Source organism: Thalassospira lucentensis MCCC 1A00383 = DSM 14000, assembly GCF_000421265.1.
Taxonomy (GTDB): Bacteria; Pseudomonadota; Alphaproteobacteria; order Rhodospirillales; family Thalassospiraceae; genus Thalassospira; species Thalassospira lucentensis.
In genome coordinates this window covers 463,148-480,150 of sequence record NZ_ATWN01000001.1, presented here as the reverse complement: position 1 = coordinate 480,150, position 17,003 = coordinate 463,148, and the positions used below count along the sequence as shown (strand labels likewise).

18 protein-coding genes are annotated in these 17,003 nt (G+C 53.5%); 5 read left to right on the top strand and 13 right to left on the bottom strand.

All coding sequences use genetic code 11. The annotated features are described in order from the left end of the window. Positions 1-115: 115 nt before the first annotated feature. On the bottom strand, positions 116-643 hold the full coding sequence (locus tag K355_RS0102295) for a gamma carbonic anhydrase family protein (protein WP_028791231.1): 528 nt from the start codon (positions 641-643) through the stop codon (positions 116-118). Positions 644-839: 196 nt separating this feature from the next. On the opposite strand from K355_RS0102295, the gene K355_RS0102290 reads away from it, so the two are divergent. After that, positions 840-1,685 (top strand): substrate-binding periplasmic protein, encoded by an 846-nt coding sequence (locus K355_RS0102290; protein WP_162142272.1) that lies wholly within the window; start codon positions 840-842, stop codon positions 1,683-1,685. 57 nt (positions 1,686-1,742) lie between these two features. Here K355_RS0102290 and K355_RS0102285 read toward each other — a convergent pair whose 3' ends face one another. Beyond that, on the bottom strand, positions 1,743-2,618 hold the full coding sequence (locus K355_RS0102285) for a DMT family transporter (protein WP_022730497.1): 876 nt from the start codon (positions 2,616-2,618) through the stop codon (positions 1,743-1,745). A 109-nt stretch (positions 2,619-2,727) separates the two neighbouring features. Here K355_RS0102285 and K355_RS0102280 point away from each other — a divergent pair, with 109 nt between their 5' ends. Beyond that, entirely contained in the window at positions 2,728-4,131 is a 1,404-nt protein-coding gene (locus K355_RS0102280) for an aminotransferase-like domain-containing protein (RefSeq protein ID WP_022730496.1), read from the top strand. Between the two features lie 74 nt (positions 4,132-4,205). On the opposite strand, the gene argC is transcribed toward K355_RS0102280, so the two are convergent. The 5 genes from argC to K355_RS0102255 form a co-directional block, all read right to left on the bottom strand. Continuing rightward, positions 4,206-5,252: an N-acetyl-gamma-glutamyl-phosphate reductase gene (gene argC, locus K355_RS0102275; RefSeq protein WP_022730495.1), complete on the bottom strand. Its 1,047-nt coding sequence runs from the start codon at positions 5,250-5,252 to the stop codon at positions 4,206-4,208. Positions 5,253-5,475: 223 nt separating this feature from the next. Then, positions 5,476-5,805, bottom strand: coding sequence for a putative quinol monooxygenase (locus K355_RS0102270; RefSeq protein ID WP_022730494.1), 330 nt, complete (start codon positions 5,803-5,805; stop codon positions 5,476-5,478). A 4-nt stretch (positions 5,806-5,809) separates the two neighbouring features. Further along, entirely contained in the window at positions 5,810-6,454 is a 645-nt protein-coding gene (locus tag K355_RS0102265; protein ID WP_211219010.1) for a LysE family translocator, read from the bottom strand. A 175-nt stretch (positions 6,455-6,629) separates the two neighbouring features. Continuing rightward, entirely contained in the window at positions 6,630-7,913 is a 1,284-nt protein-coding gene (locus K355_RS0102260) for a hypothetical protein (protein ID WP_114091521.1), read from the bottom strand. 196 nt (positions 7,914-8,109) lie between these two features. Continuing rightward, positions 8,110-9,045, bottom strand: coding sequence for a LysR family transcriptional regulator (locus tag K355_RS0102255; protein ID WP_022730491.1), 936 nt, complete (start codon positions 9,043-9,045; stop codon positions 8,110-8,112). A gap of 94 nt (positions 9,046-9,139) precedes the next feature. Here K355_RS0102255 and K355_RS0102250 point away from each other — a divergent pair, with 94 nt between their 5' ends. Beyond that, positions 9,140-10,051, top strand: coding sequence for a PhzF family phenazine biosynthesis protein (locus K355_RS0102250; RefSeq protein WP_022730490.1), 912 nt, complete (start codon positions 9,140-9,142; stop codon positions 10,049-10,051). Positions 10,052-10,142: 91 nt separating this feature from the next. On the opposite strand, the gene K355_RS0102245 is transcribed toward K355_RS0102250, so the two are convergent. Beyond that, positions 10,143-11,048 carry a GNAT family N-acetyltransferase gene (locus tag K355_RS0102245; RefSeq protein ID WP_022730489.1) on the bottom strand — a complete coding sequence of 302 codons (906 nt, stop codon included), beginning with the start codon at positions 11,046-11,048 and terminating at the stop codon, positions 10,143-10,145. A 380-nt stretch (positions 11,049-11,428) separates the two neighbouring features. On the opposite strand from K355_RS0102245, the gene K355_RS0102240 reads away from it, so the two are divergent. Further along, on the top strand, positions 11,429-12,592 hold the full coding sequence (locus K355_RS0102240; protein WP_022730488.1) for an alpha-hydroxy acid oxidase: 1,164 nt from the start codon (positions 11,429-11,431) through the stop codon (positions 12,590-12,592). Between the two features lie 201 nt (positions 12,593-12,793). On the opposite strand, the gene rpsI is transcribed toward K355_RS0102240, so the two are convergent. The 5 genes from rpsI to K355_RS0102215 all read right to left on the bottom strand — a co-directional run bounded on the left by rpsI (position 12,794) and on the right by K355_RS0102215 (position 16,018). Continuing rightward, on the bottom strand, positions 12,794-13,285 hold the full coding sequence (rpsI, locus tag K355_RS0102235; protein ID WP_022730487.1) for a 30S ribosomal protein S9: 492 nt from the start codon (positions 13,283-13,285) through the stop codon (positions 12,794-12,796). Then, positions 13,285-13,752 (bottom strand): 50S ribosomal protein L13, encoded by a 468-nt coding sequence (gene rplM / locus K355_RS0102230; RefSeq protein ID WP_022730486.1) that lies wholly within the window; start codon positions 13,750-13,752, stop codon positions 13,285-13,287. The genes rpsI and rplM overlap by 1 nt, the downstream gene beginning before the upstream one ends. 161 nt (positions 13,753-13,913) lie before the next feature. Further along, a complete protein-coding gene (locus tag K355_RS0102225; protein ID WP_022730485.1) occupies positions 13,914-14,357 on the bottom strand; it encodes a PaaI family thioesterase in 444 nt (147 codons plus the stop codon). A 149-nt stretch (positions 14,358-14,506) separates the two neighbouring features. Then, on the bottom strand, positions 14,507-14,794 hold the full coding sequence (locus K355_RS0102220) for a hypothetical protein (protein WP_022730484.1): 288 nt from the start codon (positions 14,792-14,794) through the stop codon (positions 14,507-14,509). 339 nt (positions 14,795-15,133) lie between these two features. Further along, on the bottom strand, positions 15,134-16,018 hold the full coding sequence (locus K355_RS0102215; RefSeq protein WP_028791225.1) for a hypothetical protein: 885 nt from the start codon (positions 16,016-16,018) through the stop codon (positions 15,134-15,136). 151 nt (positions 16,019-16,169) lie between these two features. Between K355_RS0102215 and K355_RS0102210 the strand changes: the two genes are divergently transcribed. Further along, positions 16,170-16,964, top strand: coding sequence for an enoyl-CoA hydratase (locus K355_RS0102210; protein ID WP_022730482.1), 795 nt, complete (start codon positions 16,170-16,172; stop codon positions 16,962-16,964). Positions 16,965-17,003 lie beyond the last annotated feature (39 nt).

Genomic DNA, 17,003 nt, shown 5'->3' with positions numbered 1-17,003 from the left:
TGGCACTGACATGCCATATGCCGCATCTTAGATGCCGCACTGAACTAAATTCAACGCCAAGCAATACCCTGTGAAGAAACATGCCGCTTTATTCATAACCTTTAGGGTAGCGGCATCACGCAAGATCAAGCGGAATAGACACCCGGTATTCCTGTGCCAGATCGGCATATCGATCGGCGGACACCTTGAAAAATTCAATTTCTTCCTGAGTCAGCTCGCGCACCTTGCGGGCCGGAACACCGGCCCAAAGCTCACCAGCGGGAATGCGTTTTCCCGGTGCCAACAATGCGTTCGCGCCCAGCATCCCACCCTGCTCAATAACACAGCCATCCATCACGGTTGCCCCCATACCGACAAAGCTTCTGTCTTCAAGCGTGCAGGCATGAATGATCGCGGCATGTCCGATGGTGACATCGTCGCCGATATAGGTCCCGAATTTCCCCTTGGCGACATGAACCATCGTCAGGTCCTGAATGTTGGTGCGTGATCCAATACGGATTTCATGCACGTCCCCGCGAATGACACAGCCAAACCAGATACCGGTTTCCGCCCCGATTTCCACATCACCAATGATTGTCGCATTGGGTGCAATGAAGGCGTTTTCGTCGATGGTGGGCTTAACCCCGCGATAGGATAAACGCATGGTCACACGGCCTTTCTTAAAATGGTGTTCGTTCTCAATGACATTCCGGCTTAAGATTACAACCACCCTGCCGTCACATACCTTGATATGCCAGTTTAAATTCTAATATGTGAAGTTGAAAATTTTTCTCTGAAAAATCCAGCGCATGCACATTATCAAAACAAAACCTGCATCATCCCAAATTACCGGAAAAACCGTGATTACAACATTGCGCAGGGCGTGCGCCATTGCCGTGTGCCTGCTGTTTTCCCATCCTGCGCTGGCTGACCACGACAATCAGGCACCTGCATCACAGGCGGAAGGTACAATGATTGCCGCCTTTTCGGTATGGGAACCTTTTGCAATAGAAGATGACGACGGCGGGCGTCAGGGCATTGATCTGATGCTACTGCACGAAGTTGCAAACCGGCTTGGGCTGAAACTGAAATCCCAACCCTGCCCTTGGCGCCGATGCCTTAAGATGCTTGATCTTGGCGAGATCGACGTCCTGACAAGCTTTGCCTATTCCGACGAACGGGCGAAATTCGCCCAATATATTTATCCGCCCTATAGCCGGGTAAATCCGGTCTTCTATGTCAATAAACAAAGCCCGGTATCGATCACCCGCTATGCTGATTTGCGCGGACTTGCAATTGGTTCGGTCGTTGATTCGCGCTATTTCGAACCGTTCGATAGCGACCCATCGCTTGAAAAATATGAAGCCGGTTCGGAAATCCTGATCCTTAGAATGCTCGAAGTTGGCCGGATCGACACCATCGTTGGATCGGATGCCAACGCCGATTACCAAATTCGCAAGAACAACATGCAAGACGCCATCATCAAGGCCCCGTTCAGATCAGATGTTCACAATGACATCCACATGGCCCTTTCCCGCAAATCATCCCTGATCGCGCAGCAAGACCGCATCGTGAAAATCATGCGCGATCTGCACAAGGAAGGCTTCATACAGAAAATCCATGAACTCTATTGGCCGGATGTCATCCCGGTTGACCTGCCCCAACTTGACGAATTTCCAGTCACACCGCCGATATCAAGCGAATAGGCAAATATACGCTTCGCCCATGCCCTGGCGGCCAAACGCTTCTGACAACTAAACGCCTTAATGCGCAAATCGCTTTGCCCCGGCAACACAGGCCACCACCCCGACCGTTACGGCAATCATCGCCCAGCCAACCGGCTCCGCCAAAATAAGAGCTGCCAGCATCAAACCGAAAAACGGTTGCAGCAATTGCAATTGTCCGACTGCGGCAATCCCGCCAACGGCCAGTCCACGATACCAAAAGAAAAACCCGATCAGCATGCTAAAGACCGAGACATAGCCAAGACCAAACCACGCGGGCACGCTGATCTCGGTAAAACTGTCTGGTGCCATAACAGCACACAGGATCGCCATGGGAACCAGCGAGATCACCAATGCCCAGCAGATCACCTGCCAGCCGCCCAGATGGCGCGACAATTTCCCGCCTTCGGCATAGCCCAGCCCGCAAACAACAATCGCACCCAGCATATAAAGATCACCGCGCATCGCACCAGCATCACTGCCAATCGCGGCAAACCCGGCAACAAGCGCACTGCCCAGAACCGAAAACAGCCAAAACACCGCACGCGGTCGTTCCCCGCCGCGCAACAGACCAAAGATCGCCGTCGCCAGCGGCAACAACCCGATAAACACAATCGACCGCGCCGATGTAATATGCTCAAGCGCCAATGCCGTTAACAACGGAAAGCCGACAACCACCCCGAATGCCACCACCAAAAGCGATCCCCAGTCGGACCTCTGTGGCCGGGCGGTGCGGGTCATCAGCAAAATCACAAGTGCGATCATCCCGGCGATTGTCGCGCGCGCCACGGTCAGGAAAAGCGGATCAAAATCCATCACCGCAATTCGGGTTGCCGGAAGTGATCCACTAAAAATCAAAATCCCGATCAACCCGCTGAGCCAGCCACCCGCTGTCCGTTCCACTGCAATCGCCATCGTCGCCTCCACTTGATTTGAAGACGTATCTTTCGCTTGCCTGTCGCGCGATCACCAGACACAATCAAATACAATTAGACCAAACTGTATTGATTACAGGAGCACTACAGTGACACTTGATCGGGCTAAAGCACCAACCGATGGCGGGACACTTGTCGCCCATGTCATGGCGACTATCCGCAAGCGCATTGGCGCACGCAATCTGTTGTCGGGGGATCGTTTGCCGTCGATCCGGGCCTTTGCCCAGCAAATGGGGGTGTCAAACTCCACCGTGGTCGAAGCATACGACCGGTTGGTGGCCGACGGTGTCATTCAGTCACGGCGCGGATCGGGATTTTTTGTTTGTGCCCATACCGCCCCGCTTTCGATCACCCGCATCGGCCCCAAACTGGATCGGGCCATTGATCCGTTCTGGGTATCACGCCAGTCGCTTGATGCGCGGCCCGACATGCTCAAGCCCGGCTGTGGCTGGCTTCCGGCAAGCTGGATGCCCGAAACATCGATCCGGCGTGCGTTGCGCACATTGTCGCGCACCCGCACCGAAACCCTGACCGATTACGGAACGCCGCTCGGCCTTGCCCCGCTCCGCCAGTTGCTGTCACGGCGCATGGCGACATATGGCATTGATACCAGCCCCGATCAGATCCTTTTGACCGAGTCTGGGACACAGGCAATTGATATGCTCTGCCGGTTTCTGATCGAACCGGGCGATACTGTCCTGATTGATGATCCGTGCTATTTCAATTTTCAGGCACTTTTACGCGCCCACCGCGCCAATATCGTCGGCGTTCCCTTTACCGCGAATGGCCCCGATGTTGATGCCTTTGACCGCATCGTCAAGAACACAAAACCCCGTCTTTACATCACCAATTCCGGGCTTCACAACCCAACCGGCGCATCCCTTTCGCCCATGGTTGCCCATCGCATTTTAAAAACCGTCGAACAGCACGACCTGATTGTGATTGAAGACGACATTTTTGCCGATTTTGAAAACACGCCCGCTCCGCGTCTTGCCGCGCTTGGCGGGTTGGACCGGGTTATTCATATCGGCAGCTTTTCCAAAACCCTGTCCGCATCGGTGCGCTGTGGCTATATCGCCGCATCGCCTGACTGGATCGACGGGCTAACCGATCTTAAGATCGCCACCGGATTTTCCAGTGGCAACCTTGCCCCGGAACTGGTTTTGTCGATTTTAAAGGACGGCACCTATCGCAAACATATGGATGCTTTGCGCACCCGCCTAGCAACGGCCATGACACGGGTGACGTCCCAATTGCAGTCGCTGGGGATCACCCCCGTCTCAACACCCGATGCAGGGATCTTTTTGTGGTGCAAACTGCCCGATGGCATGAATGCCGCCACGGTCGCGCGCAATGCTATTGCCGATGGTGTGGTGCTGGCACCGGGCAATGTTTTTAGCATCTCACAAACCGCCGATGATCTGATGCGGTTTAATGTGGCGCAATGCGACGATCCCAAACTGTTTGAAATCCTCAAACGCGCCATGGGCTAAAACACACAAAAAAACAGGCGCGCCCGGTTTGGACACGCCTGTTTTTAATTGTATGAGGAAACCTTTTCCCGCCCTTACGGGAACAGCGGCTCGATCTCAAGCCCCATGGTTTCGGGCAGGCCCAGCATCACATTCATGTTCTGCACCGCCTGACCAGACGCCCCCTTCACCAGATTATCTTCAACCGCGACAATGATCACACGTCCCGGAACCCGGTCCTTGACGACACCCATCAAAACGTAATTCGACCCACGCACATGACGGGTTTGCGGCGTCACCCCAAATGGCAGGATGCGGACAAACGGCTCGTCGGCATAGCGTTTGGCAAGGGCGGCCTGAATGTCCTCGGCGGTCGTCCCATCGGTCATTTTGACATAGATGGATTCCAAAATACCGCGGCTCATTGGCATCAGATGCGGTGAAAAGTTGACCACAACGTCACTGCCCGAAGCCCATGCAAGCCCCTGCTCGATCTCGGGCGCATGGCGATGCCCGCCAGTGCCATAGGCATGAATGCCTTCGGTCACTTCGGCAAACAGGGTCATTTCCTTGGGCGAACGGCCTGCCCCCGTGACACCGGATTTGGCATCAATGATGATGTCATCGGCATGCACCAACTTGCTTTCCAAAAGCGGGGTTAACGCCAATTGTACCGGAGTTGGATAACAGCCCGGATTGGCCACAACGCGGGCTTTTTTGATCTTTTCACGGTGCAGTTCGGTCAGACCGTAAACAACCTCTTTCTGCAAATCCTGTGCTGCATGCTCAGCACCATACCATTCCTGATAGGTCGCCGGGTCAAACAACCGGAAATCTGCCGACAGATCGACAACTTTGACGTGATCTGGCAATCCGGCGATCACTTCCTGTGTCGTCCCATGGGGCAGCGCACAGAAGATCAGGTCCACGGTTGACCAATCGGCATCTTCGATCTTGATCATGGTTGGCAGATTGATATGGGCAAGATGGGGGAAAACTTCCCCGAATGGACGTCCGGCGCGTCGGTCCGCGGTCAGCAATGTGATGATCGAAGCTTCATGGTGCGCAAGAATACGAACCAATTCCGCCCCGGTATATCCGCTGGCACCGAGAATTCCGACTTTGACCTTAACGTCATTCATTTCAAATCTTGCTCCTATAGACGTGCCCCGAAAGGAATCAGGGCATCAATAACCGGCGGATGTTGGCAAACACACCCCGCAGATGCAAGCGTTTAGAACATAATCGGGGGAATCAAAACCGTTTTACACGGTTCAATCGTTTGCCCGGCAAGGAGGTACCCGCATCAATAGCCTTCACTCATTAAAGAGAAGACTGTTCTTACGGAGATAAAGCGCACTCAAGCTAACTTACAAACGGCAGAAAGGGCACGCGCTCTCTGCTTGCAACCTTCTCAACAAGCTCCCCGACCGCATTCTGAAAGTGAACCGATTTGTTGTGCGCATCCCAACCCGCTTCATCGACATAAAGCTCATAAATAAAGAACGCATTGGGATCAGTTGGAGACCGGTAAGGCATGAAGAACTTCACACCTTCCTCCGCCATCGTTGGCTCAATAAGACTCTCAAGAATATCGGCGACCGCTTCGGCTTCTCCATCCTTTGCAACAATGTTGATGGCAACCACAAAGCCATCATTCAAGTTTGCAGCAACAGGATCCTTATAGATTGACATTAGATCAGCTCCTGCTCATCAGCAAGCGCAGGCCAGCAACGGCAAAGAAGGCTCCGAGGACACCTTGAATCACCCGACGCGCTTTACTGTAAAGGCGCACCATAATGGGTGTGGAGAACGCGATAGCGTAAAGAAGATGAACAGCCATCGAAAGCGCAAAGGTTCCAAGCACGATAGCCGCAGCAACCCAAAGCGGTGCACCATCTTTCAGCCCTAGCGAGATGATGGCAATCCATGCCAAGGCCGCCTTCGGGTTGGTCATCTGAATAATGTAACCGCGCTTGAAATATCCAAATGGCGTCCGGAGACCACCCGCAAGCTCCGCAGCCTTGATATCATGGCTGGATGCCGCTGACTTGAAGGATTTATACGCAAGCCACAAGAGATAGAGGCCGCCAAAAACCTTGATTATCAGAAGTGCCTCGGCATATGCCGCTAAGATAGTGGATAGGCCAAACACCGTCAGCACCGCCCAAGAAAATGACCCTGTCGCCACTCCAATCGCCAAAGCCATACCCGAAGAACGATTGACACTCATCGATGTCCCAATGACGGCCAAAACATTCGGACCGGGGCTGGCGATTGCCAACAGGAAAGCCGAATAGGCGAGCAATATCCCCGGAAGGTAAATTGAAATATCTTGCATCATTCAACCCTATTAACCTCAATAATGTTCTTATTTTGTTCTCATTACGGCAAATTGGCAAGTCATAATTTCAACTCAGACGATCAGGCTGTTTATTGGCATTTTTTTGGAGCCCCTAAGAATCGGCCCGAACCGCATTTAGGAATATAAATACATATCCCATTTAAGATATTCACGACTATGGACGCCGTGCACTCCGAACCGTTGATGGACAGGCACGTTTGTCTTCGGGCAGCACGGTATAGAACTTCTCGATTTTCTCATACCCGGTTGGGGCGACCACCGGATAGCTAGCGACTTGGCGTTGATCCGACAGGCCAAAATCGCTGGCTTTTAGCCCGGATCGTTGTTGCCACATACGGCGATGGGCGTCTGATAAAATAACGTCTGGGTCATCAATCAGGAAAATCGCATCGCGCGCCAACCGGTCATTGTATTTATGATGGGTTGGCAACCACGCGGCCAGTTGCTTGCGAAGCTCCCCCGGACTGGGCAGGTTGCGGGTCCGGGTGGCAAAGCTTGTCATGCGATCAACAAGCTGGCTGATATCGCCCGGTGGTACTGATCCATGGGTTGCCCGATCAATGAAAAACGCCAGATCGATTTCGGTTGGATCGCGCTTGATGATCGGACGAAGTGCCCCATACAGCTTAAAGAACCGGGCGATTTTGCCGCCATCGGCATTGGCCGCGTCGTAGACTTGACGATAGGCACGCTGCACTTCGTCGCGCGCGCCATAGTCGGCGAAACGGCGTTTGAAATCCTCACGTTGCGCAGTATCAATCCAGATCGAACACAGGATATCAAAGGCCGCATCGTTATTGCCCAGTGCCAGCCGGTGCATGTCCTCGGTCAGCGGCCCGAATACGGATTGTAGCAACCCCGGATTGGCGCGTTCGGCAGCAAAGATAATCTGCTGTATTTCCGCCCCGGCCCCGGCGGTTGCCCCACGCGGGCCCCATGTCAAATAGGCACGCGGATCATTTGTATGACAATATGGATCACCTTCGAGAAATCTCTTGCCGCTGCGCGGGTTTTTCGACTGACAGAAGTTAAACTGGATGACGTCGTAATCCGTCCCCTCAAGTGCAAAGGTCAGCTGATTGGCGCGCTCAATCGCATCGGGTGGCGATATGTCGGTAGGCATTAACAAACGCCAAAGCCCGACCGTGATCGCACCGTACTGCTCTGCGCCCACAGCAGCCCGCACGGCTGAATTCAGGCAGGGTTGAAGATCAACAATCGCTTGGCGGGTTTTCGCCCCGACAATACCATCAGCCTTGCCATAGACCGCAACAGGACCATCTTTGCACCGCGCGGCTTCGACAAACAGCTTGTGCTGAAACCCCGAAACCGACCCATAACGTCCCAGTGTCAGGGCGCGGTTTTCAAACCGATACAACACCTGATCAAGATTGTCCGCCTGTGCTGTACCGGCCCCCATGATCCAGATCGCAAACATAATCAATCCCGCCAGCACCAAAACATATGTTGGCAGAAACGAAAGGCGACGGGACCAATGTAAAAGATGGTGTTTCAGAACGCCCTCAATCAAACAGTAAATTTCAGCGCAAAAGTATCATCAAGCTTAACCGGGCTTACCGACCACGCCAAGCCGTTGCCTCTAACACAGCAGGTAACTTGTTCGTCTTTAACCGTCAGTCGATTGGTAAGTGCGGACTCGTGATGGAGCGAATTTCTGTCTTGATCCACTGATGTAACGTTTCAAACCGGTGGGTTTGGGCAAAACTGGGCGAACAGACCAGCCAATATGCCGATTGCATCCGGACTGCCGGGCCGATTGCCATAAGGTGCCCCGCCTTGATATCCCCCTCGATCAAAAGGGTTCTTCCCAATCCCACCCCCATGCCACCGATTGCCGCCTGAAGCATTAAATCGGCGCGATCAAACTGACTGCCCGGCATGATACTTTCGCGGTTCAGCCCGCCATTGGATAGATAGTAATCCCAACTAAATTCCGAGCCATCCATTTCCCCACGCCGGTCGGCAAGAAAGACTGTATCTGGGTGACTTAAAAGCGTTTCAGGTGCAGGGATATGTTCAAGATATTTGGGACTTGCGACAGGCTGCAACCAGCACTGCGCAAGATGGGATGAATGCAAACCGGGATACGGGCCCCGACCAAACCGGATCGCAGCGTCGGCCTCATTTGCCTGAAACTCGATGGCCTGCTCATTGACATCGACCGAAATGTTGAGGCCCATTGCCCGGGCGTTCGGCAATATCGGGATGAACCATTTCATCGCCAGCGACGACGGCATGGAAAGATGAATCAGGTTCGTCGACTGGACACGGTCAAGCTTATCAAGTGCCCGATCCCACCCGGCAACGCTTTCGCGTGCCGCCCCACAAAGGATCCCGCCAATTTCGGTGAGCCGCAGACTGCGTGTGGTGCGATCAAACAGCGTATGACCAAGCGCCTCTTCAAGCGACCTTGCACGATGGCTCACCGCCGACTGGTCGACGTTCAGTCGCTCAGCCGCCTTGGTGAAACTCATCTCCTCGCCAATGGCGGCCAGCATCGGCGCAGCTTGCATGAGCTTTGCGATGGTTTGTTTTCGATCCATATTCATGAACTGATCTCATGTATTTATGAGTATTCTTCTGCAAACTCATACCGTAAACAGGGAATACGGATAAATTATCTCTGACGTTCTGGATAGTAACATGAAACAGACTCACGCAAACACACAAACAATCACCGCCCAAGTTGTCAACGCCTTTGTCACCGGCAACAGCGGCGGCAACCCGGCGGCAGTCTTACTTGATGCCGACAATCTGAGCGATGCGGACATGCTGCGAATTGCAGCCAAGGTTGGCCTGTCTGAAACGGCATTTGTTTCCAAATCAAAGACACAGGCCTTCAAGCTTGATTTCTTTACGCCAAATCGCCGCATTGCCCATTGCGGCCACGCGACCATCGCGACCTTTTCCTACCTTGCCGAACTGGGACGCGTTTCCGAGGGCGAAACATCAAAGGAAACCGTTGATGGCCCACGCAAAATCGTCATTAAAAACGGTGCGGCTTATATGGAACAGCTTGGCCCCAGCTACCGCATGCCAAGTGATTGGGCCGACGGCGGCGTCACCGCGGCTGACGTTTTGAAATCACTTGGGATTAATGAAGTTGATCTCGCCCAAAACGTCAGCCCGGTTCTTGTCAACACCGGCAATAATTTTATCGTCGTTGGCGTAAAAGACGGCGCAACCCTTCGCAACCTGAAACCGGACTTTGACCTTATCTCGGACATCAGTGAAAAGCTTGATCTTGTCGGATATTACGTCTTCACAACCGACAGGGACGCAACGGACAAGGATGCCACAACCCGGATGTTCGCCCCGCGCTATGGCATTGAGGAAGAATCCGCAACCGGCATGGCCGCAGGTCCGCTCGCCTGTGTCCTGCACGACCATTTAAACATCAACAAAGAAACTCTGGTGATTGAGCAAGGCCGCTTTATGACCCCGGCATCGCCAAGCCTTATTACAGTGGAACTCACCGTTGAAAACGGCAAAATCCTTGGCTTGATGGCTGGCGGTCCCGGCAAGGTATCAGAAAGCCTTACCATCGATTTTTAAACAAAACCGCCCCTGCCAGCAGAACAACAATGCTGGCAGGGGCGAAATATATTGGCACCGATGTCAAAACGGGCACGACAGCCAACCTTGATCAAACGGCGAGCTGCGGCTCCAACTGGCCGTCAATTTTAACAGGGCATTCAAGCAACGCCAGGCGATAGCGGCCGATTTTGGCAAATCCAAGCGCCTCATAAGCCTTTGCCGCCGCTTCACTGTCGGTTGACAGGATGGCGTGCTTTACCCCGTTGGATCGCGCCGCCAACAGGGTTTTGGCGACCAGAATACGGGCGTAGCCATTTGATCGTTGCTCGACCGGCGTCCAGACCGGACCAACCTGCACCATTTCAGGCAGTTGCGCGTTAAACCCCGAAAGACTGACGGGTTTTCCATCGACAATCAGCCCCCACATGGTGCGCGCATCAAGCGCATGCACCAGTCGCGATGCGATCTTACTGTCAAGCAACGGGGTATCCTGTGCGCCAAGCGCCTCAATCTCATAAGCGCGCAACCAGCGCAGCAAAGTGCTGCGATCCAGTTTTTCCGCATCGACCATCTGAAACCCATCAGCCCGAACATTTACCGGGACAATCAGATCAGCCAGATCAAGCGTATAGAGCACATCAGATGCATTAATCGCAAAATCAGCATCGCCAAGGCCAAGCTGATCAATCATGTCGGCGGCCTGATCGGCATCACCAAAGATACCCGCCACCGGATGCGGGATTTCAGCACGGAATGCCGTGGTCAAGGCGTGCGGAATCGTTGCTTGCTCCCCGGCCTGAACAAACACATTGCCATTACCAAACTGCGCAATGATCGCCGAGACGTGTCCCGCTTCGGAAACTTCCCCAAAATATGTTCCAGAAAGCGGATGACGACGTCGCTCGATACCCGCAGTTCGCAAATTCCCGCGCAGAACCATGCTGGTCGCAGCATGGTTGGCAAGGAAAGAGGTTGCGGCATCAAGATCGGCGTCGTGCAGCTTTCTGTACTGCATATCGGGGGTCCCTTTCTTTGGGGTTCAGGTCGTTGCCAACCTTTGGAATTGGCACAAAAAAAAGACCGCTCCATTAGCGGCCCTTCACAAATAACGGGGAAATCCAACAGAGGTTCAAAAGTTATGTTTTGAAAATTCGTCGCATATTTCCCACCATCGGAATTCACCTTAAATTCAGAAATTATCTCTTTGATCTTTTGTTCTTATCACAACCTGCAGAATTTCCGATCCTTGTTTTTAAAATTCTTTCCCAACAAGAACATCGCCCTGCTTCCAACATGCGAAAACGGTCAGCAAGAAGCTGATTTTCAATTCGGTTTGCGATAACCTCTGAAACTGGTATTACCATTACCGAGCCCATTTTATTCGGAGTTGACCTCATGCCAGTGATTACCTGCGTCGAAGACCTGAAACGTATCTATAAACGGCGCGCGCCGCGCATGTTCTACGATTACGCAGAATCCGGAAGCTGGACCGAGCAGACATTCCGTGAAAACACGACTGACTTTCAGGATATTCACCTGCGTCAGCGGGTGGCAATGAATATGGCCGGACGGTCAACCCAAAGCCAGATGATCGGTCAGGATGTCTCTATGCCTGTCGCGCTTGCGCCTGTCGGACTGACCGGAATGCAATGCGCAGACGGCGAGATAAAGGCCGCCCGTGCGGCTGAAAAGTTCGGTGTACCCTACACTTTGTCGACCATGTCGATCTGCTCGATCGAAGATGTCGCCGAACATACATCCAAGCCATTCTGGCTGCAGGTTTACACGCTCAAAGATGACGACTTCATGCAGCGCCTGTTTGACCGGGCGAAAGCGGCCAAGTGCTCGGCAGCCGTCATCACGGTAGACCTTCAGATGCTGGGACAGCGACACAAGGATTTGAAAAACGGTTTGTCAGCCCCACCCAAATTGACCGCGAAATCCGTCGCGAACATGATGACAAAGGTGCAGTGGGGCCTGGGCATGCTTGGCACCAAGCGACGTTTCTTTGGCAATATTGTCGGACATGCCAAGGGTGTTGGCGACCCTTCATCACTGAGCACATGGACGGCAGAATCCTTCGACCAATCACTTGACTGGAACCGCATACGCGAGTTCCGGAAAATGTGGGATGGACCGTTGATCATCAAGGGGATCATTGATCCACGCGATGCGCTGGAGGCGCTGAATGTCGGCGCGGATGCCATCATAGTGTCCAACCATGGCGGACGCCAGTTGGATGGCGCCTTGTCCTCCATTCGCGCATTGCCCGCTATCATGGATGCCGTCGGCGACAAGATTGAGGTCCATCTCGATAGTGGCATTCGCTCTGGCCAGGATGTTCTTAAGGCACTCGCCCTGGGCGCAAAGGGCACCTATATCGGCCGGGCATACATCTATGGTCTGGGTGCGATGGGCGAAGCCGGCGTCACCAAGGCGCTCGAGCTCATTCACAAGGAACTTGAGGTTTCCATGGCGCTGTGCGGACACACTGACGTGACCAAGGTGGATCGGGACATTCTGATGGTCCCGCGCGATTTTTCTGACCGCTGGCAGTAACGCAGCAGACACCGTTACGTGTCTCAAAATCAAACAAAAAAGCGGCGTCTTTCACCTGAAAAGACGCCGCTTTTTATTGGCTTTGCCGACAGGCAAAATCACAGCCGAATGCCACCCGAATGCGCTACCACAAACAGAAAAAGCGCCACTCGAAAGTGACGCTTTTCCAATAAAATGTTGGGCGTACTGCCCGGAAACGAATTAACGTTTCGAGAACTGGAAGCTACGACGCGCTTTTGCACGACCGTATTTTTTACGTTCGACTGCACGTGAGTCACGGGTAAGGAACCCACCAGCTTTAAGCGACGGACGCAGTGCCGGCTCAAAGGAGGTCAGTGCACGTGAGATACCGTGACGAACCGCACCGGCCTGACCAGAAAGGCCACCACCGTTAACGGTGCAAACAACGTCAAACTGATCTTTACGATCGGTGACGGTGAACGGCTGGTTGATCACCATGCGCAGAACCGGACGACCGAAGTAATCTTCGAATTCGCGGCCATTGACGGTGACTTTGCCTGAGCCCGGTTTAATCCAGACACGTGCAATTGCGTTCTTACGACGGCCAGTTGCATAGGAACGGCCCTGTGCGTCGATCTTTGGTTCCGGCAGGGTGCCTTCTGCAGCTGCAGAAACGGTTTCGCCGCCCTGTGCCAGATCCTTGAGATCTTCAAGAGTTTTAGTTTCGGCCATTACTTAGCACTCCGCTTATTCTTTTCGTTCATAGCCGCAACGTCGAGGACTTCCGGCTTCTGAGCGTCATGCGGATGCTCGGTGCCTGCATAGACGTGCAACTTGGAAAGAACCTGGCTGCGCAGCGGGCCACGGGACATCATACGCTCAACAGCTTTGATGATCACGCGTTCCGGATGCTCACCGTTCAGGAGCTTGTCCATGGTGCGTTCTTTGATACCGCCCGGATAACCGGTGTGCCAATAGAACTTCTTGTTCTGAAGTTTACGGCCGGTAAGTTTGATTTTTTCAGCATTGACGATGACGATATGATCGCCACAATCCATGTGCGGAGTAAACATCGCTTTGTGCTTACCACGAAGACGATTGGCAACAACAGCAGCAAGGCGGCCAAGGACGACGTCTTGGGCGTCGACCACGAACCATTTGCGCTCAATGTCGCTCGGTGTCGCAGAGAAGGTTTTCATTATTTCTATACTCGAAAACTGGGTTCCACGGAGGGAATGTTCCCTCGTTGAAAGTCGGCGCATTATGCCAGTATTCAACAGGAAAACAACAGGAATATTTCTTTTCAAATCAATAACTTAAATAACGAGGTATTATTTTACCACACTATTTTATCCGGTTTTTACGCCGGTGGCATCGCATATGTGCCAATCACATGCGCACACAGGCTGTCATCGACAGCAGACCTTATATGACATTCCGCAATCAAAAGCCGCCTGCCCGCCTTAAGGATTTTGGCCTCGGCAATCAAATCACCGGGCTTGGCCCCGGACAGGAAATGCACCGTCGCTTCGGTCGTCACCGCCAGATCGGCCTTGGGCACGACCAGCCACGCCACGGCATAAAGCGCAATATCGGCCAGCGCAAAAATCGCCGGGCCGGTCACGACATTGCCCGGACGTAAATACCGTTCGTTAAACGGCAAACGCAACGTGGCGGTGTCATCGGTCAACCGTTCAGTGATCACCCCCATGTCCCCGACAAACGGCACTTTTTCACGCATGATGGCATCGAAATCGGCTGGCGTGATACCAGAACCTGCCGGAAAGGTTTGGGTGTGGGTCATTGGGTCGTCTCCCTGCTGTGCTGTCTTGCTTGATACAGCATCTTTCATCATCAACCGGAAGACTGACATAACGTTTACGTTAACGTCAATATTTACAGACACGCATTGCCCAACCTACGACCAAAGCACAACGCTCATTCGACGTTGCGTTAATCCATCACAATACGGGCCATATCGGTATAGATCGTGGCAACAACACACAGAATGACAATCGCAACAATTGATGTTGCCCCGATCTTTGGAAGGTTGGCGCGCATCCATTCCCCCACCGACATCGACGGCCCGGTGTTCCGGTTACGCCGAAATCGGGCCCGGATCGGTCCACGCGTAACATCGACCACAGGTTTATCGACTTCATCATTGGATGCCCAATGATGGCGGTTCTCGGGAAGATATACCGGACGGCGGTCTTCCTGACCTTTTACATCACTTGTCATAGCGACTTTACAGCGCCACACGCTGCCTCCGAACCAAGGGTTAACGTCGCCCCCTCATCCCGGCCAAATTGTTTAGGCGGCCCGGATCACGAATGTTCACACATCCCCTCACCCATAATGCCCCAAAATCGTGTGTAGTCTTTATTATATGGCAGGCTTTTCACATGATCGTCAGACCATGCCCCAAACATGCCTGACGTCTGCCACTCATCTTAAGCCCCATCGACAACATTGATTGCCCAATGGGTCAACCGCCCATGCCAAATATCTTTCTTCGGCACCGAACGGCTTGATACTCTCATAGTTTATATGGTGAATGCGGCAGACAATGGGCAGCGTTTATTTGCCCAAAATCACAGAGAACTGATTGACCGTCAGAACCAGAACATAGCCAATACCAACAGCCGCAACCATATAGGCCGCGATCTTTGGCAGGACCTTGTTCCAGTTGAGCGGCGCACCGCCAGCAGATTGGCGCTTAGGCCGCCGTGCCCCTGATTTGGGTTTTGCCATACCTGATCGGTTCATGCCGGGTGTATTTTTAGCCCCATCACGCGCCACCCAACTGGACGAATTATCTGGCAGATCAATGCGTGATTTTGTCTCTTCGGCCGATTTAAGATCATCCACCCGCCCCTTGATCGGGGCATCGTCGCCCCGCATGTGATCAAGCAATGTCGGGCCACCATCCAGACTGTCGATATAATCCTGATAAGCGGTGTTTTCGCCCGCCGTCTGCGCATCGCCAACAGCACCGCCGTTTACGGGTGCCGCTCGATGAAGCTTTTGCGCCACACCACCCTGTACATGAACATGGCGCGATGGCTTGGCGGTTGATGCGTTGCTGACTGCTGTGGCTTTGGCCGGCGCAAGCGGTGCATTGTTAACCTTGGCCAGCGGGGCTGGCTTCGGGCCTGTCATAACGTGGCTGTGAACGTCGCGCACTTCATCCGGATCAATTTCAGGGAGATTCCCCTCTTCGTCCTCGCTGACTGGGGGTTTGGGCATAAGGTACGCGGGCACATCAAATCCGTTGCGCAACAAACGTGCACGGGCATCGGCGCGATACCGGTCAAGATCGCGCTCCATTGCGTCTTTCCGGTCAAAACGCTTGATCGGTGTTGCGGCCACCGGCGTCTTGGGCCTGCGGGTTTCGATAATGGTCTTGGTCGTCACAAAACGACCTGGGGCCCGCCCCGGTTTACGCATTTGATCTTTGCTCATCCACAGCCACTCGCCTGATATGGCAGCAAGCCACCCCAAAATGGCGTCCTGCAGGGTTTTATTTTTTTCCTGTTACGTGCAATTCTACTACGACAATATGTATAAGAAAATAAGAATTACCGCGTGAATGCGGTTGATAGGGAGTACACCAATGGTTGATGAACGCATCGAGACGCCGCTTGCCACCCGACACGATCAAGACGGTGTTGCCACCGTAACCCTTACCAATCCGGGACGCAGAAACGCACTTTCCTGCGCGATGATGAAATCCTTGCACGATATTTTCGACGCCATCGCCACTGATCGCGATATCCGCTGCGTTATTCTGGCCGCCGAAGGACCGGTCTTTTGCGCTGGTCATGACTTAAAGGAAATGAACGGGATTTCGGACTGCGACAAACACGCCACCCTGTTTTCCCAATGCAGTGATCTGATGATGCGGATCGTCACCCTGCCCCAACCGGTCATTGCCAAGGTACATGGCATGGCGACCGCGGCTGGATGCCAGCTTGTCGCCAGTTGCGATCTGGCCGTGGCGGGTACATCGGCCAAATTCGCCACACCGGGGGTCAATATCGGGTTGTTTTGTTCAACCCCGATGGTCGCACTCAGCCGCAATATCGCGCGCAAACATGCCATGCGCATGTTGCTGACCGGTGATCCGATCCCTGCCGAAACGGCCTTTTCCATGGGTTTGGTGTCGGATGTCACCGACGACGCCGACCTTGACGATGCCACGACAAAACTGGCGCACGGCATTGCCGAACGGTCGGGCATGACGGTGCAAACCGGCAAGCAGGCCTTTTACAAGCAACTCGAAATGCCGCTTTCGGACGCGTATTCTTATGCATCCGCCGTCATGACCGGCAACATGCAAAAACACGATGCCCGCGAAGGTATCGGGGCGTTCGTCGAAAAACGCCATCCGACATGGCGCCATGAATAACCGATCCCTCATTACCAGATAAGAATACCCAATCTTTCA